This window comes from Nonomuraea sp. NPDC005692, from assembly GCF_040631115.1.
Lineage (GTDB): Bacteria > Actinomycetota > Actinomycetes > Streptosporangiales > Streptosporangiaceae > Nonomuraea.
Genome location: NZ_JBEXYU010000012.1, coordinates 13,841 through 39,495 on the forward strand (window position 1 = coordinate 13,841; position 25,655 = coordinate 39,495).

30 protein-coding genes are annotated in these 25,655 nt (G+C 72.2%); 10 read left to right on the forward strand and 20 right to left on the reverse strand.

Annotation, left to right across the window (positions count from 1 at the left end; genetic code table 11):
• Positions 1-27 precede the first annotated feature (27 nt).
• Positions 28-429 carry an NUDIX hydrolase gene (locus ABZ459_RS24560; protein ID WP_357974278.1) on the forward strand — a complete coding sequence of 134 codons (402 nt, stop codon included), beginning with the start codon at positions 28-30 and terminating at the stop codon, positions 427-429.
• On the opposite strand, the gene ABZ459_RS24565 is transcribed toward ABZ459_RS24560, so the two are convergent.
• Both ABZ459_RS24565 and ABZ459_RS24570 read right to left on the reverse strand, forming a co-directional pair.
• The gene (locus tag ABZ459_RS24565) at positions 413-3,331 is read right to left on the reverse strand and encodes a hypothetical protein (protein ID WP_357974281.1); all 2,919 of its coding nucleotides are present in this window, start codon (positions 3,329-3,331) and stop codon (positions 413-415) included. The two genes, ABZ459_RS24560 and ABZ459_RS24565, sit on opposite strands and share 17 nt — an antisense overlap.
• A 526-nt stretch (positions 3,332-3,857) precedes the next feature.
• Positions 3,858-4,784 carry a CPBP family intramembrane glutamic endopeptidase gene (locus ABZ459_RS24570; protein WP_357974284.1) on the reverse strand — a complete coding sequence of 309 codons (927 nt, stop codon included), beginning with the start codon at positions 4,782-4,784 and terminating at the stop codon, positions 3,858-3,860.
• 190 nt (positions 4,785-4,974) lie between these two features.
• On the opposite strand from ABZ459_RS24570, the gene ABZ459_RS24575 reads away from it, so the two are divergent.
• Both ABZ459_RS24575 and ABZ459_RS24580 read left to right on the forward strand, forming a co-directional pair.
• Positions 4,975-5,721 (forward strand): hypothetical protein, encoded by a 747-nt coding sequence (locus ABZ459_RS24575; RefSeq protein WP_357974287.1) that lies wholly within the window; start codon positions 4,975-4,977, stop codon positions 5,719-5,721.
• Entirely contained in the window at positions 5,718-6,263 is a 546-nt protein-coding gene (locus tag ABZ459_RS24580; RefSeq protein ID WP_357974290.1) for a DUF6529 family protein, read from the forward strand. Before ABZ459_RS24575 ends, ABZ459_RS24580 begins: the two co-directional genes overlap by 4 nt.
• Here ABZ459_RS24580 and ABZ459_RS24585 read toward each other — a convergent pair.
• Genes ABZ459_RS24585 through ABZ459_RS24610 form a run of 6 tightly spaced genes read right to left on the reverse strand, consistent with a single transcriptional unit; the run spans position 6,253 to position 10,128 of the window.
• Complete coding sequence (locus ABZ459_RS24585; RefSeq protein WP_357974293.1) at positions 6,253-7,185, reverse strand: CoA ester lyase; 933 nt, start codon at positions 7,183-7,185, stop codon at positions 6,253-6,255. The genes ABZ459_RS24580 and ABZ459_RS24585 overlap by 11 nt on opposite strands.
• A 60-nt stretch (positions 7,186-7,245) precedes the next feature.
• The gene (locus ABZ459_RS24590; protein WP_357974296.1) at positions 7,246-7,842 is read right to left on the reverse strand and encodes a sulfite oxidase-like oxidoreductase; all 597 of its coding nucleotides are present in this window, start codon (positions 7,840-7,842) and stop codon (positions 7,246-7,248) included.
• 2 nt (positions 7,843-7,844) lie between these two features.
• Positions 7,845-8,114: a DUF6510 family protein gene (locus tag ABZ459_RS24595; protein WP_352319227.1), complete on the reverse strand. Its 270-nt coding sequence runs from the start codon at positions 8,112-8,114 to the stop codon at positions 7,845-7,847.
• A 10-nt stretch (positions 8,115-8,124) separates the two neighbouring features.
• Complete coding sequence (locus ABZ459_RS24600) at positions 8,125-8,850, reverse strand: ferredoxin reductase (RefSeq protein ID WP_357974299.1); 726 nt, start codon at positions 8,848-8,850, stop codon at positions 8,125-8,127.
• Positions 8,820-9,431, reverse strand: coding sequence for a molybdopterin-dependent oxidoreductase (locus ABZ459_RS24605; protein WP_357974302.1), 612 nt, complete (start codon positions 9,429-9,431; stop codon positions 8,820-8,822). The genes ABZ459_RS24600 and ABZ459_RS24605 overlap by 31 nt, the downstream gene beginning before the upstream one ends.
• A gap of 55 nt (positions 9,432-9,486) precedes the next feature.
• Complete coding sequence (locus ABZ459_RS24610; protein ID WP_357974305.1) at positions 9,487-10,128, reverse strand: hypothetical protein; 642 nt, start codon at positions 10,126-10,128, stop codon at positions 9,487-9,489.
• 52 nt (positions 10,129-10,180) lie between these two features.
• On the opposite strand from ABZ459_RS24610, the gene ABZ459_RS24615 reads away from it, so the two are divergent.
• Positions 10,181-10,549 carry a hypothetical protein gene (locus ABZ459_RS24615; protein WP_352319219.1) on the forward strand — a complete coding sequence of 123 codons (369 nt, stop codon included), beginning with the start codon at positions 10,181-10,183 and terminating at the stop codon, positions 10,547-10,549.
• 54 nt (positions 10,550-10,603) lie between these two features.
• Here the strand turns inward: ABZ459_RS24615 and ABZ459_RS24620 are convergent, their stop codons facing one another.
• Positions 10,604-11,554 carry an EamA family transporter gene (locus ABZ459_RS24620; protein ID WP_357974308.1) on the reverse strand — a complete coding sequence of 317 codons (951 nt, stop codon included), beginning with the start codon at positions 11,552-11,554 and terminating at the stop codon, positions 10,604-10,606.
• 105 nt (positions 11,555-11,659) lie between these two features.
• Between ABZ459_RS24620 and ABZ459_RS24625 the strand changes: the two genes are divergently transcribed.
• Positions 11,660-12,862 carry a CBS domain-containing protein gene (locus ABZ459_RS24625; protein ID WP_357974893.1) on the forward strand — a complete coding sequence of 401 codons (1,203 nt, stop codon included), beginning with the start codon at positions 11,660-11,662 and terminating at the stop codon, positions 12,860-12,862.
• A complete protein-coding gene (locus tag ABZ459_RS24630; protein WP_357974312.1) occupies positions 12,852-13,319 on the forward strand; it encodes a DUF1003 domain-containing protein in 468 nt (155 codons plus the stop codon). Before ABZ459_RS24625 ends, ABZ459_RS24630 begins: the two co-directional genes overlap by 11 nt.
• Here ABZ459_RS24630 and ABZ459_RS24635 read toward each other — a convergent pair.
• Positions 13,303-13,764 (reverse strand): MarR family transcriptional regulator, encoded by a 462-nt coding sequence (locus tag ABZ459_RS24635; protein WP_357974315.1) that lies wholly within the window; start codon positions 13,762-13,764, stop codon positions 13,303-13,305. The genes ABZ459_RS24630 and ABZ459_RS24635 overlap by 17 nt on opposite strands.
• A 159-nt stretch (positions 13,765-13,923) precedes the next feature.
• On the opposite strand from ABZ459_RS24635, the gene ABZ459_RS24640 reads away from it, so the two are divergent.
• Positions 13,924-15,063, forward strand: a complete 1,140-nt coding sequence (locus tag ABZ459_RS24640) for a P-loop NTPase (RefSeq protein ID WP_357974317.1) — start codon at positions 13,924-13,926, stop codon at positions 15,061-15,063.
• A gap of 67 nt (positions 15,064-15,130) precedes the next feature.
• Here ABZ459_RS24640 and ABZ459_RS24645 read toward each other — a convergent pair whose 3' ends face one another.
• From ABZ459_RS24645 to sigE, 4 genes are all read right to left on the reverse strand, one after another.
• On the reverse strand, positions 15,131-15,496 hold the full coding sequence (locus ABZ459_RS24645) for a sec-independent translocase (RefSeq protein WP_357974320.1): 366 nt from the start codon (positions 15,494-15,496) through the stop codon (positions 15,131-15,133).
• A gap of 87 nt (positions 15,497-15,583) precedes the next feature.
• Positions 15,584-17,290, reverse strand: coding sequence for a trypsin-like peptidase domain-containing protein (locus tag ABZ459_RS24650; protein WP_357974323.1), 1,707 nt, complete (start codon positions 17,288-17,290; stop codon positions 15,584-15,586).
• 156 nt (positions 17,291-17,446) lie between these two features.
• Positions 17,447-17,971, reverse strand: a complete 525-nt coding sequence (locus ABZ459_RS24655; protein WP_357974326.1) for an anti-sigma factor — start codon at positions 17,969-17,971, stop codon at positions 17,447-17,449.
• Between the two features lies 1 nt (position 17,972).
• Entirely contained in the window at positions 17,973-18,605 is a 633-nt protein-coding gene (gene sigE / locus ABZ459_RS24660) for an RNA polymerase sigma factor SigE (RefSeq protein ID WP_352325382.1), read from the reverse strand.
• A 161-nt stretch (positions 18,606-18,766) separates the two neighbouring features.
• Here sigE and ABZ459_RS24665 point away from each other — a divergent pair, with 161 nt between their 5' ends.
• Entirely contained in the window at positions 18,767-19,405 is a 639-nt protein-coding gene (locus tag ABZ459_RS24665; protein ID WP_357974329.1) for an O-methyltransferase, read from the forward strand.
• An 18-nt stretch (positions 19,406-19,423) separates the two neighbouring features.
• Here the strand turns inward: ABZ459_RS24665 and ABZ459_RS24670 are convergent, their stop codons facing one another.
• Both ABZ459_RS24670 and ABZ459_RS24675 read right to left on the reverse strand, forming a co-directional pair.
• Positions 19,424-20,839: a leucyl aminopeptidase gene (locus ABZ459_RS24670; protein ID WP_357974332.1), complete on the reverse strand. Its 1,416-nt coding sequence runs from the start codon at positions 20,837-20,839 to the stop codon at positions 19,424-19,426.
• A gap of 75 nt (positions 20,840-20,914) precedes the next feature.
• On the reverse strand, positions 20,915-21,082 hold the full coding sequence (locus ABZ459_RS24675) for a DUF3117 domain-containing protein (RefSeq protein ID WP_020545024.1): 168 nt from the start codon (positions 21,080-21,082) through the stop codon (positions 20,915-20,917).
• Positions 21,083-21,241: 159 nt separating this feature from the next.
• On the opposite strand from ABZ459_RS24675, the gene ABZ459_RS24680 reads away from it, so the two are divergent.
• Both ABZ459_RS24680 and ABZ459_RS24685 read left to right on the forward strand, forming a co-directional pair.
• Positions 21,242-22,039, forward strand: coding sequence for a PaaX family transcriptional regulator C-terminal domain-containing protein (locus ABZ459_RS24680; protein ID WP_357974334.1), 798 nt, complete (start codon positions 21,242-21,244; stop codon positions 22,037-22,039).
• Positions 22,040-22,050: 11 nt separating this feature from the next.
• A complete protein-coding gene (locus tag ABZ459_RS24685) occupies positions 22,051-22,812 on the forward strand; it encodes an enoyl-CoA hydratase-related protein (RefSeq protein ID WP_357974896.1) in 762 nt (253 codons plus the stop codon).
• Positions 22,813-22,822: 10 nt separating this feature from the next.
• Here ABZ459_RS24685 and ABZ459_RS24690 read toward each other — a convergent pair whose 3' ends face one another.
• The 4 genes from ABZ459_RS24690 to ABZ459_RS24705 form a co-directional block, all read right to left on the reverse strand.
• Positions 22,823-23,368, reverse strand: a complete 546-nt coding sequence (locus tag ABZ459_RS24690) for a DNA-3-methyladenine glycosylase I (protein ID WP_357974337.1) — start codon at positions 23,366-23,368, stop codon at positions 22,823-22,825.
• Positions 23,365-23,982, reverse strand: coding sequence for a hypothetical protein (locus ABZ459_RS24695; protein ID WP_357974340.1), 618 nt, complete (start codon positions 23,980-23,982; stop codon positions 23,365-23,367). Before ABZ459_RS24695 ends, ABZ459_RS24690 begins: the two co-directional genes overlap by 4 nt.
• 72 nt (positions 23,983-24,054) lie before the next feature.
• Positions 24,055-24,639 (reverse strand): TIGR00730 family Rossman fold protein, encoded by a 585-nt coding sequence (locus ABZ459_RS24700; RefSeq protein WP_357974343.1) that lies wholly within the window; start codon positions 24,637-24,639, stop codon positions 24,055-24,057.
• A gap of 11 nt (positions 24,640-24,650) precedes the next feature.
• Positions 24,651-25,451 carry a TIGR00730 family Rossman fold protein gene (locus ABZ459_RS24705; protein ID WP_357974346.1) on the reverse strand — a complete coding sequence of 267 codons (801 nt, stop codon included), beginning with the start codon at positions 25,449-25,451 and terminating at the stop codon, positions 24,651-24,653.
• Positions 25,452-25,655 lie beyond the last annotated feature (204 nt).

The window sequence follows — 25,655 nt, forward strand, 5'->3', positions numbered from 1 at the left end:
CCGTTATCCCGTCGTAATCTTGGTCATGTGCGCGTAAATTGTGTCGGCGCGATCATTTTCGACGCCTCTGACCAGCTTCTTCTCGTCCGGCGTGGCCGCCCGCCGGGGATGGGCCTGTGGTCGCTCCCGGGCGGCCGGCTGGAGCCCGGCGAGACCGACGCGGACGGCGTGCGCCGCGAGGTCATGGAGGAGACCGGGCTGCGCGTCGAGGTGGGCCGCCTGGCCGGCACGGTGGAGCGTCCCGGGCCGGGCGGCGTCACGTACGTGATCCGCGACTACCTGGCGACCTCCGCCGGCGGCGTGCCCGTGGCCGGGGACGACGCCGCCGACGTGCGCTGGTGCGGCCCCGGTGAGCTGGCGCTCCTCCCGCTCACCGAGGGGCTGCTCGGCTGCCTGACCGAGTGGGGCGTGCTCACCGGTTGGCGGTGAGGCTGGAGGTCCACAGGATCAGGTGGTCGGTGTCGTACGTCGTGGATCTGCCGAGCGCCACCACCTCCGTGCCGCTGATCGCCACGGCCGTCAGGGCCTGCATGCCGAGGCCGGAGAGCCGGTCCCTGGTCAGGGCCATGCGGTTCCACGACAGGCCGTCCTGGGAGACCCAGGCCGCGCTGTCGCCCTCGCCGGGGACGCCGTGCCAGCCGACCGCCACCAGGCCCTGGTCGCCCGCGGCCAGGTCGTGCACGGCCGCCGCCTGGTCCGCGGGCAGCCAGGCCGTCGTCCAGCTCTCGCCGTCGTCGTCGGACACGGCGGAGAAGGCGCGGCGCGAGCCGTCCGTGACGGCCGTACCGATGGCGACCAGCTTGTCGTGGTACGTCGTGACCTGCCGCAGCCCGGCCGACGTGGCGTCCGGCGGGGTGACCCGCTTGCGGGCGCTCCAGTTCACGCCGTCGTCGGAGAACCAGACCACGCTGTTCTCCCGGTCGGCGGCCCCCGCCCCGCCGACCGCGACGTAGCCGCCCTGGGTCGCGATCACGTCGTGGACGCGTACGCCCGAGCCGCCCTGGGGCAGCTTCCTGGACCGGGTGTACTTGCGCAGGTCGGGCGTGAACCACATGGCGGCGGCCACCGAGCCCGCCTGGTCGTGGGTCTCGCCGGCCAGCACGTACCCCTTCTTGCCCGCCGCGACGGCGTGGGTGTCCAGGTAGGGCCGGTCGCGGTCGCGGGCCAGGTCGCCGGAGACCGGCACGCGCCGCCAGTTCTCGCCGTCGTCGGAGGTGACGAGCAGGGGGTCGGTGACGGCCAGGTTCGTCTGGGTGCTGCCGGCCGCCAGCCAGCCGCGTCCGCCGTGGGCGACGTCCTCCAGGATCTGCCTGCCGGGGCCGCCGAGGCTCATCGACTTCCAGCGCTGCCAGTTGCTGATCGTCCACAGGCCGGCGTCGCCGGAGGCGGCGCCGACCGCGACGTACCGGCCGCCGGCGGCCGCGAGGCGGGTGGTCTCGCGCGAGACCCTGGTCAGGCCCTCGACCTGGCCGAGCTGGACGCGGGCGGCGGCGCCGCGCGGCGGCGCGGTCATCAGCACGAGCTGGTTGTCGACGTCGGAGGCGGCCTGGTCGCCGCCGGCGAACAGGGTGCCGCCGTCGGAGATCGTGAACCCGCGCAGCGTGGCGCCCGACAGGTCGCCGAGGTCGGCCCGCTTGGCCCAGCCACGGCCGTCGGCGCTGGTCAGGACCGTGTACTTGCCCAAGGTGGCCTGGCTGATCGCGGCCACGCCGGACCGGTAGGAGACCAGCGACTCCACCCCGGGGCTCTCGCCGCTCAGACCGCCGATGGAACCGCACTGCGACCACTGGGCGCCGGTGGGCGAGCAGTAGACGCGTACGTCGCCGTCGACCGTACGCTGCCTGGTCGGCACCAGGACGAACCGTTTGGGCAGCACGGCCACCGTGCCCGTACGCGGCTCGGCCTCGGGGAGCTGGAAGCCGGTCGCCTGCCAGCCGCGTCCGCCGTCGGACGAGCGCAGCACCCGCGAGCCGCTCCCCTCGACCGGGCGGCCGACGGCCACGACCGTGTCGCCCTGGGCGACGACCGCCCTGATCTCCTGGACGTCCAGCCCCCTGGTCTCCACGCGCTCCCAGAGCCGGCCGTCGGACGAGCGCCAGGCCGCCGGGCCGGGGCCGCCCTCCCCCGGCGTGGCGCCGACGGCGACGAAGCCGGAGGCCGTCCTGGCGATGTCGTAGATCTGGTCGCCGGGCCGGAACGCGGCCATGCCGGTCGCGTCGACGGTCGTCCAGCTGAAGCCGTCGACGCTGGTCCACAGGCCGCGCTCGCCGGACGGGCCGTCGCCGCCGCTGGCCAGCCAGCGCCCGTCGCCGCCGACCACGCGCTGGACGATGGGCGTGGAGGCGCCGCTCACCTGGCCGAGCTGCCAGTGCTTGCCGGCGTCGGGCGAGAACAGGAAGAGCGGCCGCGGGGTCGGGCTGGTGGTGTCGCTGCCCACCGCGACCACCGCGCGGCCGACGGCGACGATGTCGTTGAGCTTCTGGTTGGTGCCGACGCCGGCGGCCGGGACGGTGAACAGGTCGTCCCCCGAACGGCCGGTACCGGCCTCCAGGCGCAGTCCGGTGGTGTCGGTGTCGCTCCAGCGCCATACGAGCACCCCCGTGGCCACCAGGAGCGCCAGGGCCATGGTGAGGGCGATGGGGGCGGCCCTGCTGCCCCGGTGCACGGGGCTGGACCTGCGTACGGCGGCCGGGGCCGGGCCTCTGTGGTGCCTGCCGCCGGCGCCGCCGGGGCGCGGCGGGCCCGTGGCGACCAGCAGGTCCGGTCTGGTGGGACGCCCGCCGGGCGGGCGGCCGACCCGCCTGACCTCGGTGTCCTCCTCACCGGCCCCCTCCGGCTCGGCGGCCCGGAACCCGGGATCGCCGGAGGCGGCATCGCGGGACTCGGGATCGCGGGACTCGGGATCGCGGGACTCGGGGTCGTGCGGTCCGGGGGCCTGGGGGCCGGGGGGTTCGGGCTGTGGGGGCGGGGGTTGTGTGGCGGAGCTGGGGGCCTCGTCGGCGGGGAGCGGCAGGTGGTAGGGCGGCTCGCGGTAGGGCCCCGCGGCTGCCGTGCCCTCCTGGGCGCCGTCGGCGGGCCGGGCCGAGGGCCCGGCGGGCGGGGGTGCGGCAGGCGGGGGCGCTGCGGGCGGGGGCGCTGCGGGCGGGGGCGCTGCGGGCGGCTCCTGGCGGGGCGGGCCGCCGGCGACGAGTTTGTCCGGGCGGTTGACGATGCGCCGGGGGCGGCGGCGCGGCTCGACCTCGGGCTCGGCCGTCGGCGAGCTGTACGGTCTGCGCCCCTTGGGCGGCTCCTGCGGCGATTCCTCCGGGATCGGGGACGCGAACGGCGGCATGCCCCAAGGGGAGGTCAAGGGTAAGCCCCGGGCCCGGTCGTCGGTGGGCCCGGGCGGGGAGTGGCGGATCCTGGGCTCCCCGGAAGAGGCCCCGGCCTGCTCGGAGGAGGTCCTGGGCTGCTCGGAGGAGGTCCCGGGCTGCCCTGATGAGGTTCCGGGGTGCTCGGGAGAGGGGGGTTCCGCGGCGTCCTCAGGACGCGGGTCGTCGTCGTCCGGCGGTCGCCGTGGCGGATCGCTGGGGCCGGAGGCCACGCGCCGCACCTCCTAGTCGAACTCGTCGTACAGGTGGAACCCGTCGAATCGGACCTGGTCAACCGGGTTGCGCGGGGAAACGGTGAGCGAACGGGCCGTTTCTTACGGACCGTTCCACAAATCCCGTCCCACCTTATGCGCCTATTTTCTACCCCGTCCCACCAAAACGATCACCTCCGTGACACCCTCGCCTGTCCCACAGGAACCAGACCAGCATGCCTGAGCCGGATTGGCGAGACCTCTCTAGCGAGATTTCCCGCACCTCTCGCCTGATTTATCCAGAAATGTCACTAATTGCCCGCTTTTTGGATATATAGAACACACCAATCGCGTACACCCCGAGCTGCACCACCGTTCCCGACAGCGCCTGCCACGGGATGGGTGTCTTGCCCTGGTCCAGCGCGTCCTCCAGGCTGCCCGAGGCCGCGCTGAGCCCGAAGGCCAGCATGTTGTTCATCACGTGCAACGCGATCGGCGCCTCCAGCCCCCCGGTCCGTACGGCCAGCCAGCCCATCACCGCGCCGAAGGCGAACACATCGAGCAGCCCCACCCACGAGTAGCCGTGCAGCGACGCGAACAGCAGGGACCCGATGAGGATCGCCCACACCGGATTGCGCACGTGCACGCCGACCGCCTGGATGAACCAGCCGCGGAAGATGTACTCCTCGGTCGCCGCCTGGAACGGCACCAGCAGCACGATCACCACGAGAGCGGGCAGGAACCGCCCCCAGCCGACCCAGCCGAACAGGTCGGAGTACCCCTCCCCGGACAACGACAGGGCCGTGACCTGCGCGATCTGGCCCAGCACCAGCGCCAGCGCGGCCAGGCCGAGGCAGCGCAGCAACCACGTCCAGCGCAGCCGTCCGGCGACCGACGACAGCGTGCCGGGCCTGCGGCGCTGGACGAGCGCGGCGGTGCCGAAGACGAGCGGCAGCACGGCCGCGATCGACAGCAGCACCATCACCAGCCCGAACACCGGATCGCCGAAGATCTGCCCGGGGTCGGTCGGCACGGGCAGGCCGAGGATCAGCTCGGCGGCCTTGCCCACGAGCAGCACGCCGGTGCCGATGACGAAGAACCCGACGCCGACGACGATCGTGCCGACGACGGCCCGCCACGGCTCGTTCGCCGGAGTGCGGGCGAGATGGTCGTAACGCACCCCTTGCGGGGTGGGCAGGAACCAGGACCGCTGCTGCGGCACGGGCGGCGGCCCATAAGGATAGACGGGCGGCCCAGGCGGCTGACTGCCATACGGCGGATTCGGTCCAGGGTTCTCCTGCATCCATACATTCTGTCTGCCGGGTGAGCATTAGTTCACAGACGGCCCACCCCTTTGGGCGGATGCTCGGAGTCGTACGGCATTTCGACCCTTCCGACTTTGGGAGCAGTCCATGTCAAGGCTGGGACCTTTCATCACCCTGGCGGCGGGCGCGGTCCTGGCCGCGGGGCTGGGCGTCGCCAGCGTCACCGCGACACCGGCCGACACGGCGGCGGCGGGGTCACCGACCGAGGCCGCCGCCGCGCCGTCCGCGTCGCTTTCCGTGTCGCCGTCCGTGTCGCCGTCCGTGTCGCCGTCCGTGTCGCCGTCCGTGTCGCCGTCCGTGTCGCCGTCCGTGTCGCCCGCACCCACGGAGGCCGCGAAGATCCCCAAGGCCGACTACGGCGGGTACGTCAAGGGCAACGGCGGCCTGATAGCGATCTCCGTCCGCGACGGCAAGGCCGTCGGCTACTTCTGCGACGGCAGGTCGGAAGCCTGGTTCAAGGGTGGCGAGGCCGGCGGGAAGGCCGTGCTGAAGGGCCCGGGCACGGCCCGGCTGACCGCCACGCTCGGCGGCGGACGCGCCAGGGGCAGCCTGTCCGTCGACGGCGGGCGGTGGAGCTTCACCGCGCCCGCCGTGGTCCGGCCGTCCGGGCTGTACCGGGCGACCGCGCAGGTCAGGGGCGCGAAGTTGCGGGCCGGCTGGATCCGCGTCCCGCGCCCCGGCGGCGGCTACGACCAGGTCGGCGCCGCGTTCCTGGGCCAGGACCAGGTGGAGATCCCCGGCCTGGACGCCGGGCGGCCCACCACCCCCGTGACCGTCGCCGGCGCCACGGTCCTTCCGAAGGACGTGGACGGCTTCATCGAGGAGATGCAATGACCGCCATCCACCGGCCGTCGCACCGGACGGCCGCCGTGCTCCTGATCCCGCTGCTGGCCGGCGGCCTGGTGGCGCTGGGACTCGGCGTGTACGGCCGGGCGCACACGCCCACGGGGTTCGCGGTCGGCCCGGCCGGGTTCTCCGGCGCGCTGCCGATGAAGGCGTGGCTGACGACCGGGGCGTTCGCGCTGGCGATCGTCCAGGTGGTCTCGGCGCTGTCGATGTGGGGAAGGCTGGGGATCGAGCTCCCGGACGGCGTCCACCGCTGGTCGGGGCGGCTGGCGTTCCTCCTCACGATCCCCGTCGCCTTCCACTGCCTGTACGCCCTGGGCCTGCAGTTCGACGTGCCGCGCGTGCTGGCCCACTCGCTGCTCGGCTGCTTCTTCTACGGCGTGTTCACGGCGAAGATGCTCGCCCTGCCCAAGCGCGACGCGCCGGGCTGGACGCTGCCGGTGTTCGGCGGGCTGGCGTTCACGGCGCTGGTCGGGCTCTGGCTGACCTCGTCGTTGTGGTTCTTCACCGCGGTGGGCGTCAAGGTGTGAACGACTTCGTCCTGGACAGCCCGGCCGCCCTGCCCTTGGCGGCCACGACGAGGGCCATCTTGCGGGACGCCTCGTCGATCATCTCGTCGCCCAGCATGACCGCGCCGCGCCGCTCCACGGTGGTGTAGTGCTCGTACGCCTCCAGGATCAGCTCGGCGTGGTCGTAGTCCTCCTGGCTCGGCGAGAACACCTCGTTGGCCGCCTCCACCTGCAGGGGGTGCAGCACCCACTTGCCGTCGAACCCGAGCGCGGCGGCCCGGCGGGCGATCCGGCGGTAGCCCTCGACGTCCTTGATCTGGAGGTAGGGGCCGTCGATCACCTGGAGGTCGTGCATCCTGGCGGCCATCAGCAGGCGCATGAGGATGTAGTGGTAGGCGTCGCCCTCCTCGTAGCCGGGCGGCTGCTCGCCGACCACGAGGGTGCGCATGTTGATCGAGGCCATGAAGTCGGCGGGCCCGAACACCAGGGCCTCCAGCCGCCTGGACGACCCGGCGATGGCGTCGACGTTGACCAGGCCGCGGGCGTTCTCGATCTGGGCCTCGATGCCGATGCGGCCCACCTCGTAGCCCATCGACCGCTCGATCTGGGTCAGCAGGGTGTCGAGCCAGACGACCTCGGTCGGGTCCTGGACCTTGGGCAGGATCAGGCAGTCGAGGAACTGCCCCGCGCCCTCCACGACCTCGATCACGTCCCGGTACGTCCACATCGTGGTCAGGTCGTTGACCCTGACCGCGCGGGTCTTGCCGGTCCAGTCGCCCTCGCGCAGCGCGGTCACGACGTTCTTGCGGGCCTCGTCCTTGGCCAGCGGCGCGACGGAGTCCTCGAGGTCGAGGAAGACCTCGTCGGCGGGCAGGGTCTGGGCCTTCTCCAGGAAGCGGGGGTTGCTGCCCGGCACGGAGAGCACGGAACGACGTGAGCGCATGCGCCAACGCTAACGGCTGCGGGGCGGCCCGCGGCAGGCGTCCCCCGTCTATGGGGACGATCAGCTGTTCCAGTAGCGCTGCTCGCGCCACGGGTCGCCGTAGTTGTGGTACCCGGCGCGTTCCCAGAAGCCGGGCCGGTCGCGGTCGAGCAGCCGCAGGCCCTTGACCCATTTGGCGGACTTCCAGAGGTACAGGTGCGGGACCAGCAGCCGGGCCGGGCCGCCGTGCTCGGCGGGCAGCGGGTCGCCGTCGAAGGTGTGGACGATCCACGCCTTGCCGTCGCGCAGGTCGGCGAGCGGCAGGTTGGTCGTGTATCCGCCGTGGCAGTACGCCTGCGCGAACTCCGCCCCCGTGTCCACGTCGTCGAGCAGGACGTCGATCGACACGCCCTGCCAGTCGGTGTCGAACTTCGACCAGCCGGTGACGCAGTGGAGATCGGTGTGCGGGGCGCTCTGGGGTAGGTCGAGCAGCTCGTCCCAGGTCCAGACGCGTTCCCGGCCGGCCTCGGTGACCAGGGTGAACGTCCAGCCGGCGGTGTCGACGCTGGGCGTCGGGCCCGCGGACAGGACGGGGAAGCCGGGCGTGAGGTACTGGCCGGGCGGCAGGCGGTCGTCGTGCCCGCCGCGCCCCTTGAAGCCCTTGGAGACGACGGCCACGGTCAGCCACCTCCCTGCACGGGCGTCTCCAGCAGGCCGAGTCCCGGCATCGCGGCCATCATCCGGCCCGGCGCCTCCACGAGGGTCATGAGCACGTTGTCGCAGTTCGGGCAGCGCAGCACGGTGCCGGGGGCGGGGCCGTACACGGTGGCCTCCCCGAGCGGGCCGTTCATGCCGCACTGCGCGCAGACGCCCTGGGCCGCCGTCATGTCCCGGCCGAAGAACTGGGCCAGCGGGCCTGCCGCGGCGTTGCCGTCCACGGGTTGTTGCATGGTGTCTCTCCTAGCCGTACCGCTCGGTGCGGATGTCGGTGGGCGGGTAGCCCAGGGCGGTGAGGATCGCGGCGACGTGCTCGACGAACGCGGTCGGGCCGCAGACGTAGGCCAGCGGCTCGTGGGCGGGCGGCCAGGCCAGCCGGACCAGCTGCGAGCGGTCCACCCGGCCCACGGGCTCGGGCCAGTCGGTGGGGGCCGAGCGGGTGTAGACGAAGGTCACCTCGCCGCCGGCGGACTCCAGCTCGTCGCGGTAGATCACCTGGCCGGGGTCGCGTACGGAGTAGATGAGCCGTACCGGGGTGCCGTCGCCGAGCCGGGCGCGGTGGCGCAGCATCGAGCGCAGCGGCACCACGCCGGACCCGCCCGCGACCAGCAGCAGCGGCCGCCGCTCCGGCATGGGCTCCCACACGAAGTAGCCGCCGATCGGGCCGCGCACCTCCACCTGGTCGCCGGCCTCGGCCACCTCCACCAGGTACGGCGACACCTCACCCCCCGCCACCCTGGCCACGGTGATCGCGGGCCGCTCGCCGGGCGCGCCGGCCAGCGAGTACGCCCGGGTCGCCTGGTAGCCGTCGTCGGCCGTCAGCCGCACGTCGACGTGCTGACCGGCGCGGTGTCCCGGCCAGTCGGGCACGTCGAGCAGCAGCGTACGCGTCTGGTCGGCCTCCGGGACGACCTCGGCGATCGTGGCCGGCTGCCAGGTCAGTCGTCGTAGTACCGCTGTTCCCGCCATGGGTCCCCGAAGTTGTGATAGCCGGACCGCTCCCAGAAGCCGGGGCGGTCCTCGTCCATGAGCCACAGCTCGTGGATCCACTTGGCGCTCTTCCACAGGTAGTGGGCGGGCACCAGCATCCGTACCGGGCCGCCGTGCTCGGGCGGGATCGGCGCGCCCTCGTAGGCGTAGACCAGCCACGCCTTGTCGTCCACGATCTCCTCGACCGGCAGGTTGGTGGCGTAGCCGCCGTAGCTGACGGCCAGGGCGTACCCGGCCGCCCGGTCGGCGCCGGTCAGCAGCCGGTCGAGGGACACGCCCGTCCAGGTGGTGTCGAGCTTGCTCCAGTGGGTGACGCAGTGGATGTCCACGGTGATCTGCTCGGCGGGCAGCGACAGCAGGTCCGTCCACGTCCAGGTGGGCTCGCCCGCACCGCCCCTGACGGTGAACGACCACCGCTCGGTCCGGACGTGCTGCGTCGCCCCCGCGGTGAGCACGGGGAATCCCTCGGCCAGGTACTGCCCCGGCGGCACCCGCCCGGCCAGCTCCGGCCGCGGACGCCGGAAGTGTTTTCCGGCGAAACCGCGAGAGACGATCCCCATGAATGCGGTTCTCCCCGGCACCGCACCCGGCGGACACCAGAAAAGGGCAAAGTGTTCAGCCGGTGAATCCGTGGGCGCGCAGGCGGGCGATCAGGCCGTCGATGCCGCACGGCTGGTTCCAGCCGGTCGAGGAGAAGATCTCGTCCCGGCCGCCGACGGCCCGGCCGCCGGGGTCGTCGGTCACCTCGTGCAGGATCACGCCCTGCGGGGGCGTGGAATAGGCGACCGAACGTCCCTCGACGACCTTGCCGGTCGGTCTGGCGCGGTTCATGAACAGCAGCACCCGGGTGCCCGGGGGCACCGCGCGCGCGAAGTCGGCCACGCTGTGGACCGGCGTGCCCTCGTCGTCCACCGCCGCCCCTTGGTAGAAGGCGACGTCCGCGACGTCCGAGGCGGCGCCCTTGAGCCGCTCGCCGACCCGGGAGCGCATGACGACGTACCGGGTGCGGTCCCCCGGGATGCCCTCCTCGACCACGGGCCCGGCGACCCAGCCCGTCACGTGGCCGGTGACGACGGTCTCCACCTTCCCGGCGAGCGCCTCGGGCGTCGGGGACGCCGGGTAGTCGTACACGGTCTGCCGCAGGACGCGCGTGTCCAGCGGGCCGGTACGGGCGGAGGTTCCGCAGGCGGACGGCGGCTCGGGGCCGGTGGCGCCGCAGCCCGCGACGAGGGCGAGCACGAGGATGAACGACCGCATACCGGTGAAACGCGCGCGGGCCCCGAGCGGTTCGGGGGGTTACAGTCTGATCGTGAGCGACGACATCGCGGCCATCGAGGAGGGCGCCAAGAAGTCCGGCATCCTCTGGCTCGCCCTCGACCGCCCGCGCCTGGCCTGGCACGCCTGGCACGACGGCGCCATCTACCTCGTGACCGGCGGCGGCGAGCAGGACCTGCCGGGGCTCGGCGCGCTCGACCGGGTGCGCGTGACGCTGCGCAGCAAGGACAACGGCGCGCGGCTGGTGGAGTTCGACGCGGCGGTCTCGGTCGTCGACCAGGCCGCGGCGGCCGACGCCGTGGCGGTGCTGGCCAAGGAGCGGCTCAACGCCCCCGACAGCGAGCACCTGACCGAGCGCTGGGCCCGCGACTCGACCGTCCTGCGCCTCACGCCGGAACGCTGACGCCCGGCCGCGGCGACCCGCACCCGCCACGCGGCGACCCCACGGCGGCCGGGCTCACACCTGGGCGGTGACCTCGGCCGGCCGGTCCGGGACGGGGGCCGGCGCGCCGCCCGAGGTGGCGGTCTGGGCGAGCAGCGCGCCGCTCAGCACGATCAGCCCGCCGACGATCTGGAACATCCCCAGCGTCTCGCCGACCAGCGCCCACGCGACCACCGCGCCGCCGATGACCTCCAGCGAGGCGACCGTCGCCCCCACCGCCGCCGACAGCCGCCGCACCATGTTCATGCTGAGGATGTACGCCAGCGCGGTCGCCACCAGCACCAGCCACAGGTACGCCCCCAGCACCGGCAGGGTCGTGCCGCCCTGCGGGGCGACGGAGACCGTGAAGGCCTCCCAGGGGATGTCCCAGGGCTGCGCGAAGGGGATCAGCACGACGGCCGAGCCGACCATGCCCCAGGCGACCAGGCCGAGCAGGTCGATGTCGGGGCCCATGCTGTCGCCCATCAGGAAGTAACCGGCGCAGCACGCCCCGGCCAGCAGGCCGAGGAGCAGTCCGACCGCGTCCAGGCGCATGCCCTGCCACGCCTCGACGACGATCGCCAGGCCGACGAACGCGATCACCGCGCCGACGTACGCAGCCCCGGCCAGGCGTACCTTGCGGACGAGCCTGACCCAGGCCACCACCATCACCGGCGCCATGAACTCCAGCAGCAGCGCGATCCCCACCGGCAGCCGGGTGATCGCGACGAAGTAGAGCGACTGCACGCCCGCGACGGCCATCACGGTGTAGAGCCCGAGGAACGGCAGCCGGGCCCGCGGGATGCGCAGGGCCCGCGGCTTGACCACCGCCAGCACCGCGACCAGCAGCAGCCCGGCGCCCGCCATCCGGGTCCAGACGGCCTCGACCGGCGCCAGTCCGGCGGTGATGAGGTACTTGGCCATCGGCCCGGAGAACGCGAAACAACACGACGACACGAATGCCAGTGCGAGCCCCGCCAGCCTCATGGTCTACCCCTAGTGCCCAGTAATCAGCGTTAAATGCGTTTGATACTGACATGCCAGGCAACCGGGGCGCAACGGCGTCTCACTGTTAGCCTGGCCCACGTGAAGATCTTCGTGGCCCGGCTGGCGGGGACCCCCGTCTTCGACCCCACGGGCGATCAGATCGGCCGGGTCCGCGACGTCGTGGTAGGTCTGCGCATCACCGGCAATCCCCAGGTGCACGGCATGGTCGTCGAGGTGCAGCCGCGCCGCCGGGTGTTCCTGCCGATCACCCGCGTACGCCGCATCGAGGCCGGCGCCGTCGTCTTCACCGGGCGGCTGAACATGCGCAGGTTCGAGCAGCGCGCCTCGGAGACCCTGGTCATCGGCGAGGTGCTCGACCTGTCCGTACGCGTCGGCGACGAGCCCATGACCGTCTACGACGTCGCCATGGAGGAGACCCTGCCGTCCCGGTGGGAGATCACCAAGGTCGCGCTCTTCAAGGGCCGCCGGCGCGAGCCCAGGACGGTCGGCTGGACCGAGGTGTCCGGCTTCGACACCCTGCAGAAGGACCAGGGCGCGGCCGGGCTGATCGCCGCCTTCGAGTCGCTGCGCGCCGCCGACATGGCCAGCGCCCTGCACGAGCTGCCCAGCAAGCGGCGCATCGAGATCGCCCGCGAGCTCGCCGACGACCGCCTGGCCGACGTGCTGGAGGAGCTGCCGCCCGACGACCAGATCGGCATCCTCGGCACCCTCGAACCCGAGCGGGCCGCCGACGTCCTGGAGGAGATGAGCCCCGACGACGCCGCCGACCTGCTGCACGACCTGCCCGAGGACCAGGCGGCCAGGCTGCTGGCGCTCATGGAGCCCGGCGAGGCGGCCCCGGTGCGGCGGCTGCTGACCTACGCCGACGACACCGCCGGCGGCGTGATGACCAGCGAGCCGGTCGTCCTGCCGCCCAACGCGACGGTGGCCGAGGCGCTGGCCCACATCCGCCAGCAGGACCTGCCGCCCGCCGTCGCCGCCCAGGTCTACGTGACCAGGCCGCCCACCGAGACGCCGACCGGCACGTACCTGGGGGTCTCGCACTTCCAGCGGCTGCTGCGCGAGCCGCCCTCGACGCTGCTCGGCCGCGTGCTCGACCCCTCGCTCGACCCGATCAGGCCCGACTTCACCCTGCGCCAGGTCCACGCCTTCCTGGCCAACTACAACCTGGTCGCCGCCCCGGTCGTGGACGAGCTGGGCAGGCTGGTCGGCGCGGTGACCGTCGACGACGTCCTTGACCACCTGCTTCCCGACGACTGGCGCGAGGGGGACGACCGTGACCACTGACCGGCTCGACCAGCCTCGGGCGCTGCGCCGCTCGCTGCGCCCGCACTACGACCCCGAGGCGTTCGGCCGCCTCTCGGAACGCATCGCCCGCTTCCTCGGCACGGCCCGCTTCATCGTCTACATGACGGTGTTCGTGGCGATCTGGGTGATCTGGAACATCGCCGCTCCGCCGGCGCTCAAGTGGGACCCGTACCCGTTCATCTTCCTCACGCTGATGTTGTCGCTCCAGGCCAGCTACGCCGCGCCGCTCATCCTGCTCGCCCAGAACCGCCAGGACGACCGCGACCGCATCCAGTACGAGCAGGACCGCGAGTCCGCCGACCGCAACCAGGCCGAGATCGAGTACCTCACCCGTGAGATCGCCGGCCTGCGCCTGGCACTCAACGAGGTCGCCACCCGCGACTACCTGCGCGCCGAGCTCGGCCGGCTGCTGGAGGAGCTCAACAAACGTCAGTGACGTCGAGCCTGGCCAGCAGCGCCCGCACCTCGCCGATGTCGCCCGCGCCCAGCAGGTCGAGGAACTCGTTCTTGACCCCGCGCACGTAGGTCGGCGTGGCCTCGGCCAGCCGCGCGGCGCCCGGCTCGGTCAGCACCGCGAACAGCCCCCGGGCGTCGTCGGAGCACGCCTCCCGCCCGACCAGCCCGTGCCGCTGCAACCGGTCGATCAGCCTGGTCAGCCCGCTGCGCGAGAGCAGCACGCGGTCGGCCAGGTCGTTCATCCGCAGCCGCCGCCCCGGCGCCTCGGCGAGCTGCGCCAGCACCTCGTACGAGGCCAGCGGCAGGTCGTGGGCCACCAGCAGCTCGGCCTCCAGGCGGCGCGCGATGCGCACCTGGGCCCGCTGCAACATCCGCCAGACCGCCAGCTCCTCGGCGGTGAGCCCCTCGTCGCGCAGCAGAGTCACGCAGTAACCTTAGACGTTGTTGCACAGACACCTAACAGCGCGGATTAACCGAGCGGCCCCCCGGGTTCATACCATGGAGGGGCATTCTCACTGGCTTTCAGCGCCTGTCACACATAGACCGACTAAGGAGGGACGGCACTCCCTCGTGCCGAGACTTCGATGGCACCAACCCAGGAACAGGTGACGGTCGCCCTCGCCACCGTCATCGACCCCGAGATCCGTCGCCCGATCACGGACCTCGACATGGTCAAGAGCATCGAGATCGCCCCCGACGGCGCGGTCCGGGTGGGCGTCTACCTCACCGTGTCAGGCTGTCCGATGAAGGACACCATCACCCGCGACGTGAAGACGGCGGTCGGCAAGGTCGACGGCGTGACGGACGTCCAGATCGAGCTCGACGTCATGAGCACCGAGCAGCGCAAGGTCCTGCAGACCAAGCTGAGGGGCGACCGGGGCCCGGAGAAGGAGATCCCCTTCAACCAGCCCGGCTCGCTGACCCGCGTCTTCGCCGTCGCGAGCGGCAAGGGCGGCGTGGGCAAGTCGTCGGTCACCGTCAACCTGGCCGCCGCGATGGCCTCCAACGGCCTCAAGGTCGGCATCGTCGACGCCGACATCTACGGTCACAGCATTCCTCGCATGCTGGGCGCCGCCGAGCGTCCCACCAAGGTCGAGGACATGATCATGCCGCCGTCGGCGCATGACATCAAGGTCATCTCGGTCGGCATGTTCAAGCCCGAGGGCAACACGCCGGTCGTGTGGCGCGGCCCGATGCTCGACCGGGCGCTCCACCAGTTCCTGGCCGACGTCTACTGGGGCGACCTCGACGTCCTGCTGCTCGACCTGCCGCCGGGCACCGGCGACATCGCCATCTCGGTGGCGCAGCGGCTCCCGTCGGCCGAGATCCTGGTCGTGACCACGCCCCAGCAGGCCGCCGCCGAGGTGGCCGAGCGGGCCGGCTCGATCGCCGCCCAGACCCACCAGCAGATCGCCGGCGTCATCGAGAACATGTCCTGGCTGCCCTGCCCCCACTGCGACGAGCGCGTGGCCGTGTTCGGCGAGGGCGGCGGCCAGACCGTCGCCGACGCCCTGACCCGTACGCTGGGCGCCCGCGTCCCGCTGCTCGGCCAGGTGCCGATCGACCTGCGCCTGCGCGAGGGCGGCGACGAGGGCAAGCCGCTGGTGCTGACCGACCCCGACTCGCCCGCCGCCGCGGAGCTGCGGAAGATCGCCGCCGGTCTGAGCAAGCGCTCCTCCAGCATCAAGGGCATGCAGCTCGGCCTCTCGCCCAACCGCTCCTGACCCTCCCACGGAAGACGGGCCCGCCCAGCGAAAGCTGAGCGGGCCCGTCGCGCGTCTGCAGGGCGTGTCAGGTGGCCTCGGAGTCGTAGGGGGGCAGCTCGCCAATGCCGAGCTCCGACGGCGGCTCAGGGGCGTCGTAGGACGCGACGGCGGCTGGCTCCAGATCTCTGGGGCGGCCGTTCCAGTCGTCCTCCAGCTCGTCGAGGAGATGCTTGCGGACGAAGTTCTTCGGGTTGAGGTCGGCGGGGTCGAAGTTCTGGAACTCCGGCCCGAGGCCCGCCCGCAGGTCGTCGCGCGCGTTGTTGGCCATGCGCCGCAGGTTGCGCAGTGTCTTGCCCGCCTGCGAGGCGGCCTGCGGCAACTTGTCAGGACCGAAGACCAGGAGCGCGATGACGATCAGCGCTCCGACCTCCATCCACCCGAGTCCGAACACCGTACGCTCCTACCCGCAGTCCACAATCCTCTCCACAGACTAAAGGCTCCAGCCCGTGGCTGAACCGTCCCCCATGGGTCATATCACTCAGGACGGGGTGGGAGCCGGTTGATCGTCGGCGACGATGGTGAGGGTGGCGGTGCGTTCCTGGCCGGCACGCTGGTACTTGATCGTGAGCTTGGCGCCCGGCGCCTTGCTGCGGATCAACGCGATCAGCTCGTTGCCGTCCTGCAGCGCCAGGCCGTCGACCTCCAGGATGACGTCGCCCGCCTTCAGCCCGGCCTTGTCGGCGGGACCGTTGGCGTCGACCGGCTGACGGCCCTCGGCGGGCTCGGAGGCGATGCGCACGCCCTGGCCCTTGTAGTCCTTGTCCAGCACGATGCCGATCTTGGGACGCTTGGCCTTGCCCGTGGTGATCAGCTCCTCGGCCACCCGCCGCGTCTGGTTCACCGGGATCGCGAAGCCCAGGCCGATGCTGCCGCTCTGGCTGTTCACCGAACGGCTGAGCGTGGCGATCGCCGAGTTCACCCCGACCACCTCGCCCCGGCCGTTGACCAGCGGGCCGCCGGAGTTGCCGGGGTTGATGGCGGCGTCGGTCTGGATGGCGCTGATGTAGGCGGGCTCCTCGGTGGCGGCGCCCGTCTCGTCGCCGGCGATGACCGGACGGTTGAGCGAGCTGACGATGCCCGTGGTGACCGTGCCGCTGAGGCCGAGCGGCGAGCCGATGGCGATCACCGGGTCGCCCACCACGACCTGGTCGGAGTTGCCGAGGGTGATCTCCGGCGTGCCGAAGGTCTCCTCGGGCTTGACCACGGCCAGGTCGGAGCCCGGGTCGCGGCCGACGATGCGGCCCGCGGTGGTCTTGCGGTTGTTGAACATGATCCGGATCTCGCCGCCCTTGGCGGCCATGGCGACCACGTGGTTGTTGGTCACCACGTAGCCGTTCTTGATCAGGAATCCGGAGCCGGAGGCGCCCTCGGTGTTGGTGCCGTTGCCGACCTCCAGCGAGACCACGCTGGGCAGGACCCGTGCGGCCACGCCGGCCACCGAGTCGGGCGCCCTGTTGGTCGCGCCCGTCGGGGCCGGGCCGAGGCTGTAGGACGGGTCGGTGCCGCTGCTGCCCGACCTGGTCAGCAGGTACGTGCCGAGGCTGCCGAGCACGGAGGCCACCAGCGCGATGACCACGGCGATCGCGATCAGCACGCCGACGTTGAGCCCGCGCCTGGGCATCGCGCCCGCGCCGGGCCCGCCCTGGGGCGGCGGCGGGGCCCATCCCGGGCCCATGCCCAGGGCCTGCCGCGGCGGCGGCGGCTGGTTGCCGCCGTACGCACCCATGAAGGGCGGTGGCTGCATCGGCCGCGGCCCGGTCTCCGCCGGCCCGAAGGAGGGGGTCTCGTAGGTCCGCGTGCCGCCGGGGCTCTGGAACCCGTGCGGCCCGGCGGGGCTCTCGAAGGACGGGCCCTCGTACGCCCGCGTCCCCCCGTCGTGCGGCGGCACGCCATCGGAACGGCCCGGCGACTCGTACGGCGACACCGGGTTGTCGGTACGGCCGGGCGACTCGTACGGCGACGCACCCGGGCCGTCGGAGCGGCCGGGCGACTCGTACGGCGACGCACCCTGGCTGTCAGGGCGGCCCGACGGGTCGCCCCAGGACGCGCCGAACGAGGCGGGCGGGTCGGACCGACGGTCCGCCTGCTCGCCCGGCTCGTCGGCGGGCAGGAACTCCGGCCGGCCCTGTGGCTCGGGGAAGTCCGACGTCGTGCGTCCTTCGCCCGGGCGCGTCTCGTCGGTCATCTACGTCTCACCACTCCTTGCTCGGCCACCGCAATCTTCGTTCTGGCGGCATACGAGGGTCATAAAAGGCTTTGTTTGTGACAAATCCCGAACCCAGATCGTATGCCCCAAGCATCGTCGACTACGCCACCCGAGTATCCCAGGCGAGCCCCCGGTTCAGGGCGTGGCGGTCGGCGGCGCGCTGGTGGCCGGCGAGTGCGGGACCCGCCAGAGCTCGACCGGCGGCGGCGAGGTCTGGGGCCCTGTGCCCGAGACCGCGAAGAAGGTGCCGAGTGCGACCGCGGCGGACACCACGCCCACCGCGACGTACGCGCCGCGCCGCCTACCGCCCCGCCCAGGGCCCGAGGCCCCAGCGGTGGCGTCCCTGCGCGGGCGGTTGTCCAGGGGCGCGATGCTGTGGGGCCCAGGAATGGGCACCCCCCCGAACGTACGGGTAGGGAAAGGGCGCTCCCTCGGCGGCAGCGGCCCACCCGGCTCCGCCATGCGCAGCAGCGACATGGTGAGATCGGCCGGCATCGCCGGGCCGTCGAGCGAGCGCAGGCGCGACTTCAGCGCCCGCATCGACTCGACCTCCCGCCGGCAGTCAGCACAGAAGGTCAGGTGGGCGAGCGCGCGATCGCGCTCGGTGTGGTTCAGCTCTCCGTCGACGAGCGCCGAAACGCGTTCTCCTAGATGAGCCATATCAGACTTCCTCCCCACTGATCACGGTCGGGGGGAGTTGGGTAGTACGGGGGGCTCGATGGTCGAGCGCCTCCCGCAACTGCGCCCGGCCACGGTGAATACGGCTTCGGACCGTACCCAGCTTGACGCCGAGCGTGGCCGCGATCTCCTCGTAGGACAGGCCCTCGATGTCACACAGCACGATCGCGGCCCGGAACTCGGGGGCGAGCGCGTCGAGGGCGGCTTGGATATCGGGCTCCAGGTGGGCGTCGTCGAACGCCTGCGCCGGCGACGGCTCACGGCCGCGCAGCCGCTCGGCGGCGTCGTCGGCCAGCCCCTCGAACCGGATGCGCTGCTTGCGCCGCGCCATGTCGAGGAACAGGTTCGTCGTGATCCGGTGCAGCCAGCCCTCGAACGTGCCGGGGGTGTAGCTCGACAGCGACCTGAAGACCCTGACGAAGACCTCCTGCGTGAGGTCCTCGGCATCGTGGACATTGCCGGTAAGCCGGTACGCCAGCCGGTACACGCGTGCGGAATGAGTCCGCACCACTTCCTCCCATGTGGGAGGCGTCCAATCAGACGACACGGGAGTATCCGCCTGGTGGTCGCTTTCGTCCACCAGCACTCCTCTCTCTGGGACCACCGCTACCGTCATAGTGCCTGGTTTCGTCCCTTCGTGCGCACTGCCTGCCTTCCGGACCGGCAAAGCCCGTTTAAACCTGCAACGCCTTCGGACCGTCCTGAGTTCCCGTGCAGGCGTGACTCCCCTAGGCTGCGATCGGTGACCAATCGCACGAAAGTGGGGGGAGGAGGCCGATGACCAGTCCGGTGGAGGCCACTCTGGCCTATGCGGAGCAGTTCCATCACGAGGATGAGATCCTGCACGCGGCGCGTCAGCGCGGGCTGGAGATGGGTGCGGTGCCCATCCTTCCCGGGGGCGGGGCGGCGCTCTGCTTCCTCGCCACCGTCGTCAACGCCAAGTCGGTCGTCGAGATCGGCACCGGCTGCGGCGTCTCGGGGCTGTGGCTGCTGCGCGGCATGCGCGGCGACGGCACGCTGACCAGCGTCGACGTCGAGCCCGAGCACCAGCGGCTGGCCCGGCAGGCGTTCGCGGAGGCGGGCTTCTCCGGCGGGCGGGTGCGGCTGATCTCTGGACGGGCGCTCGACGTGCTGCCCCGACTGTCCGACGGCGGCTACGACATGGTCTTCGCCGACGGCGCCAAGCAGGAGTACGCCGACTACCTGGCCGAGGCGGTGCGCCTGCTGCGCGTCGGCGGCGTGGTGGCCTTCGACAACGCCCTGTGGCACGACCGGGTGGCCGACCCCACGCAGCGCGACCCCGACACGGTCTCGCTGCGCGAGCTGGGCAAGCTGGTGCAGGGCGACGACCGGCTGCGGTCGGTGCTCATGCCCCTCGGCGACGGCCTGCTGGCCGCCGTGAAGATCGCCGACTAGCCAGAGCCGGGCCCCGGGTCAGCCCCGGGTCAGCCACTCCAGCAGCACGCGCACGCCGAACCCGGTCGCGCCCTTGGTCAGGGTGCCCTCGTCGACCGTGCTGCGGCCGACCCCGGCGATGTCGAGGTGCGCCCACGGGCGCTTGCCCGCGAACTCCCGCAGGAACAGCGCCGCCGTGATGGACCCCGCGCCGTAGCGGGAGCCGCTCTCGACGTTGGCCAGGTCGGCGATCGAGGACTCCAGGGCCGGGGCGTAGTCGTCGATCAGCGGCATGCGCCAGAGCCGGTCGTCGCTGGCCTGGCCGGCGGCCAGGAGCTGGGCGGCCAGGTCTTCGTCGGAGGCGTAGACGGCGCCGACGTTCCGGCCGAGCGCCACGGAGATGGCCCCGGTGAGGGTGGCGATGTCCACCACCGCGTCGGGGTCGAGCTCGGCGTCGGCGTAGGCGAGCGCGTCGGCCAGCACGAGCCGGCCCTCGGCGTCGGTGTTCAGCACCTCGACCGTGCGGCCGCCGTAGTGCCTGATGACGTCGCTGGGACGCTGGGCGGTGCCGGACGGCATGTTCTCGGCGGCGGCGATCAGGCCCGTCACGCGTACGGGGGCGCCCAGCCGGGCCAGCGCGGCCAGCACGGCGATCACCACCGCGCCGCCCGCCATGTCGGTCTTCTGGGTCTTCATGTTCTCGGTCGGCTTGAGCGACAGGCCGCCCGAGTCGAACGTGATGCCCTTGCCCACCAGCACGACGTGCCGCTCGGCCGGCTGCTCGGGGACGTAGGAGAGCTGGATCAGCCGGGGCGGCCGGACCGAGCCGCGCCCGACGGCCAGGATGCCGCCGAACCCCTCGGCCTGGAGCTGCTCCTCGTCCCACACCCGCACCGGCAGGCCCTGCTCGGCGGCGCGCTCGGCGAGCCAGGCGGGATGCTTGACCGAGGACGGCATGTTGGCCAGGTCGCGGGCCAGCGCGACGGCCTCCGCCACGACCTCGGCCCGGCGCACCGGCTCCTCGTCGGCGCCGGCGAACTCGATCGCCCGCACGCCCTTCCTGCCCTCTTTGCCGATCTTGAAGGTGTATCCGGCCAGCAGCGCCGCCTCGACGAACGCCGCGACGTCGCCCTCGGGCGGCACCACGGTCAGCGTGTCGCGGCCCTTGACCTTGCGCGCCAGCGCCGCGCCGGCCCTGCGCAGCGCCCGCGGCGAGCCGTCGCCCACTCCGTACAGGAGCACGCGCCCGACGCCGCCCGCCCGCGCCACCGGGACCTCGACGATCTCCCCCGCCTCCCCCTTGGCCTCGTAGTGGGCCAGCAGGTCGGCGACCGGAAGGTGCAGCTCGACGTACGGCTCGACAGAGGGACGCAGGTCGGAGGTGTAGGGCACGGCCAGCAGCTCGGCACCCTCGCGAACCTCGGCGACCGCGGTGACGGTGGTCTCGATGGGCACGGAGCCCTCCAAACGTCAGCGACCCTGGCGCCGGACTTACGCCAGGGTCGGAGGATCAGGTTGTCTCGGGAGCGCTCAGCCGACGACGTTCTTCAACGCCTCGCCGAGCGCCTTTGCCTCGTCGGCGGAGATCTCCACGACGAGCCGGCCGCCACCTTCGAGAGGGACCCGCATGACTATGCCGCGCCCTTCCTTGGTGACCTCGAGCGGACCATCGCCGGTCCGCGGCTTCATCGCCGCCATGCGTGCATCCCTTCCTGCCTTGGGCTCCCGCGGCCCGCGATTTCCGACCGCCCGAGGGGGTGGTCGGCGCATTCACGTCTTCTGTGATGTCCTATTCTCCCGCATCGAGAGCCCTCATGGGTAACGATCTCCTCCCAGAATGCGTTGTCGAGGCAGGCGATGGCGTCCAAACTGGACTTCGTGCACGCTCGCGCCGCTCTCTTCGACCTGTACGGAGACCACCTGCGTTCGCGCGGTGGGCAGGCGACCGTGGCCGCGCTCGTACGGCTCATGAACCCCCTGGAAATCGCCGCTCCGGCCGTCCGCACGGCGGTCTCGCGGATGGTCCGGCAGGGCTGGTTGCGCCCGCTGCGGCTGCCTCAGGGAGCCGGCTACGGACTCACCCCGAAGTGTGTCAGGCGCCTTGATGAGGCAGCGTTGAGAATTTACCGATCAGGGACACTCGCCTGGCACGGCCGCTGGCACGTGATCGTCTTCGAGCCGGTCAGGGAGCGCCAGCGCCGCGAGCGGATCAGGGCCGACCTGACCTTCCTCGGCTACGCCTGCCTGTCGGAGACGACGTGGATCGGGCCGCGCTCCTCCATCGAGCTGGACAACCTGCTGGAGGGCGAGGGCGTGCGGGCCGACCGGTTCGACGCGGCGCTGGAGGGCGACCCGCGCGAGCTGGTGGCGCGGGCCTGGGACCTGGCGGCCATCGGCGAGGCGTACGAGCACTGGCACGCCGAAGCTGTCACGCTGATCAGCACCCTGCCCGAGGACGCCCCGCCCGACCGGGTGTTCGCCACCAGGAGCAGACTGGTGCACGGTTGGCGCAACTTCCTGTTCCGCGACCCCGGGCTGCCGGCCGAGCTGCTGCCCGCGGGCTGGCCGGGCGAGAAGGCCCGCACGTTCTTCGAGCAGGAGGCCACCAGGCTGCTGCCCGCAGCCGCCGCGTTCGTCGACAGGGAGCTCATGTGATCCGTTACGACATGGCCGACGCCGTCGCCACCCTCACCCTCGACCGGCCGGAGTCGATGAACTCGCTCACGGCCGAGGTCAAGGCCGCGCTGCTGGCGGCGGTGGGCAGGGCGGCGGCCGACCCCGAGGTCAGAGCGGTGCTGCTCACCGGCTCGGGCCGGGCCTTCTGCGCCGGCCAGGACCTGCGCGAGCACGCCGCCAACCTGGCCGCGGGCCGCGGGCTGGCCGACACCGTGCGCGAGCACTACAACCCGATCGTCGAGCTGATCGCGACCATGCCCAAGCCGGTCGTGGCGGCGGTCAACGGCGTCGCCGCGGGCGCCGGCGCGGCCCTGGCCTTCGCCTGCGACCTGCGCGTCGCCTCCGACAAGGCCAAGTTCGCGCTGGCCTTCGCGGGCATCGGGCTGGCCCCCGACTCCGGCGCGTCCTGGACGTTGCAGCGCCTGGTCGGCCGGGCCCGTGCGACCGAGCTGCTGCTGCTCGGCGAGCCGCTCGACGCGTCCGCCGCGCTCGACCTGGGGCTGGTCACGCGCGTGGTGCCCGCCGACGACCTGCCGAAGACCGCCCACGAGCTGGCCGTACGCCTGGCCGCCGGGCCGACCGCGGCCTACGCCGCCACCAAGCGCGCGCTGGCCCACTCCGCCACGCACTCGCTGGCCGACTCGCTCGCGCTGGAGGCCGACCTGCAGGACGCGTGCGTGGCCACCGAGGACCACCAGGACGCCACCCGCGCTTTCCTGGCCAAGGAACGGCCGGTGTTCAGGGGCCGCTGAGCGGCGGCGCTCAGCGGGCCAGGCAGCCCTCGATGTGGTCGTTGACCAGCCCGATCGCCTGCATCAGCGCGTATGCGGTGGTCGGGCCAACGAACCTGAACCCGTGCTTGCGCAGCTCCTTGGCCAGGGCCTTGGAGCCGGGGGTGATGGCGGGCACGTCGGCCATCGTCCGGGGCACCGGCGCGTCGGGGTCGGCGAACCGCCACACCAGCTCCGACAGGCCCTCGGGCAGGTCGAGCGCGGCCCTGGCGTTGCCGATGACGGCCTCGATCTTGGCCCGGTTGCGGACGATCCCGGCGTCGCCGAGCAGCCGTTCGACGTCGCGCTCGGTGTAGGCGGCCACCTTGACGGTCGAGAAGCCGTCGAAGGCGGCGCGGAAGTTCTCCCGCTTGCGCAGGATCGTCAGCCACGACAGGCCCGACTGGAACGCCTCCAGCGCCACGCGTTCGAAGACCTCGTCGTCGCCCTTGACCGGGCGGCCCCACTCCTCGTCGTGGTAGGTGATGTACAGCGGGTCGCCCATGCCCGGCCAGGTGCACCGGATGAGTTCGGTCACGGGCGCTCGTCCTCGTCCTTGTCCTTGCCCAGGGTCGCGCCCACGGGGTCGTCGGCGTCCTTCTCGGGCTCGTCCTGCTCGGGCTCGTCGGTCTTGGGCTCGTCGGTCTTGGGCTCGTCCTGCTCGGGGACGCGCCAGTCCGGCTCCTCCGACGGGTCGCGCAGCTCCGGCTCGCCCGCCCACTCCACCGTCGCGCCGCTCGACGTGACCGGGTCGCCGGACTCCGGCAGCTCCCTGGGCGCGGTGGGCGCCTCGGGCTCGTGGTCGGTGCGCAGCCCGGCGCCGGGCGTGGCGTAGATCTCCTGGCGCGCGTGCAGCCGGCTGGACAGCAGCTCCGACACCCGCTGCTCCAGGACGGCGATCCTGGTGTCGCGGGCGCTGATGGCCTGGGCGGCCCGGCGCAGGGTCTCGTCGACGCTCTGCGTGTGGTAGCCGACCAGGTTGACCGGCAGTTGCAGCGCCATGAAGTCGACCGCCGTGAGCTGTCCGGCCTCGGGCAGGTCGAGCGGCGGGACGTCCGGCGGGAACTCGGTCAGCTCCCCGCCTCTGCCGAGGGAGACCAGGACCACGCAGGCCAGGATGGCGATCGCGGCGATGGCGAGTATGACCAGCACATTGGCATCGTACTCATATGGACGAGCACGTTCAGCGATCTACCACAAGTGCGGGCAATCGGGGCGGGCTGGTCAGCCGGTGGCCTCACCCAGCTCGGCGACGCTCGGACGGACCGGCTGCGGACGCGCCTCGAGGTGGGCGAACGCCTCCTCGACCGTGGTCGTCCAGGAGATCGCGTCGAAGACGTCGGCCCGGGTGAAGCCCTCGGCGTGCATGCCGGAGACGAGCTGCCGCAGCGGCTCGTACAGGCCCCAGGGGTCGAGGATCACCAGCGGGCGGTCGTGGATGCCGAGCACCCGCGCCGTCCAGATCTCGAACAGCTCCTCCAGGGTGCCGATGCCGCCGGGCAGCACGAGGAAGGCGTCGGAGCGGGCGTCCATGACGCCCTTGCGCTCGCGCATGCCGTCGGTGACGATCAGCTCGTCGGAGTCGGTGTCGGCCACCTCGATGTCCACCAGCACCTGCGGGATCACGCCGACCGTGAACCCGCCGGCGGCACGGGCGGCGGAGGTGACCGCGCCCATGCACGAGACCGTGGCGCCGCCGCTCACCAGCGTGTGACCACGCCTGGCGAGCTCGGCGCCCACCTCTCGGGCCAGGTCGACGTACTTCCTGTCGATGCGGAGGCTGGAGGCGCAGAAGACGCAGATGTTCACGGGCCGACAGCCTATTGGGGCTCCGCGGTCTGGGCGGCGGCGGCCTCCAGCTCCTCCTCCCGCTGGTGGGAGCGGGCCCGGTCGGAGTCGGCGATGATCCGCACGGCCTCGTCGGGGTCGTCGGTGACGGAGATCAGGTCGAGGTCCTGGGCGGCGATCTTGCCGGTGCCGAGCAGGGTGCTCTTGATCCAGTCGAGCAGGCCGCCCCAGAACTCCGAGCCCATCAGCACGACCGGGAACGAGGTGACCTTGTGGGTCTGGACCAGCGTCAGCGCCTCGAAGAGCTCGTCGAGCGTGCCGAAGCCGCCCGGAAGGGCGATGAAGCCGCGCGAGTACTTGACGAACATCGTCTTGCGCACGAAGAAGTAGCGGAACTCGATGCCGAGGTCGACGTAGTCGTTCATGCGCTGCTCGAACGGCAGCTCGATGCCGAGCCCGACGGACACCGCGCCCTCGACCTCGGAGGCGCCCCGGTTGGCCGCCTCCATGACGCCGGGGCCGCCGCCGGTGATCACCGCGTAGCCGGACTCGGCCAGCGCCCGGCCGAGCCGCCGGCCCATCTGGTATTCGGGGGTGCCCTCGGGGGTGCGGGCCGAGCCGAAGACCGTGATCGCCGCGGGCAGCTCGGCGAGCTGGCCGAACCCCTCCACGAACTCGGCCTGGATGCGCAGCACCCGCCACGGGTCCATGTGCACCCAGTCGGACGGGCCCTGCCGGTCGAGCAGCCGCTGGTCGTGGGTGGAGCTGGGGACGAGACTCCCGCGCACGACCGCCTGCCCCTGACGGCGTTCGGCTCGTTGCTTCTGTTCCATGGTGGTCACGCTAGTCCTCTCCGTACCGGCCCGCGGTGCCGTTCCCGACCCGGGCCGCGCCCGCCTAAGCGGGCACTTCGAGGATGAACGCCCAGGTCGAAGGCCAGATGAAGGCTCCGAAAAAATCTTGGGAAAAGCAGGGAACCGAATTTCGACCCCCCTGCGTCTAACTGCCGAGGGTGCTGCTCGGGACTGAAAGTGGCT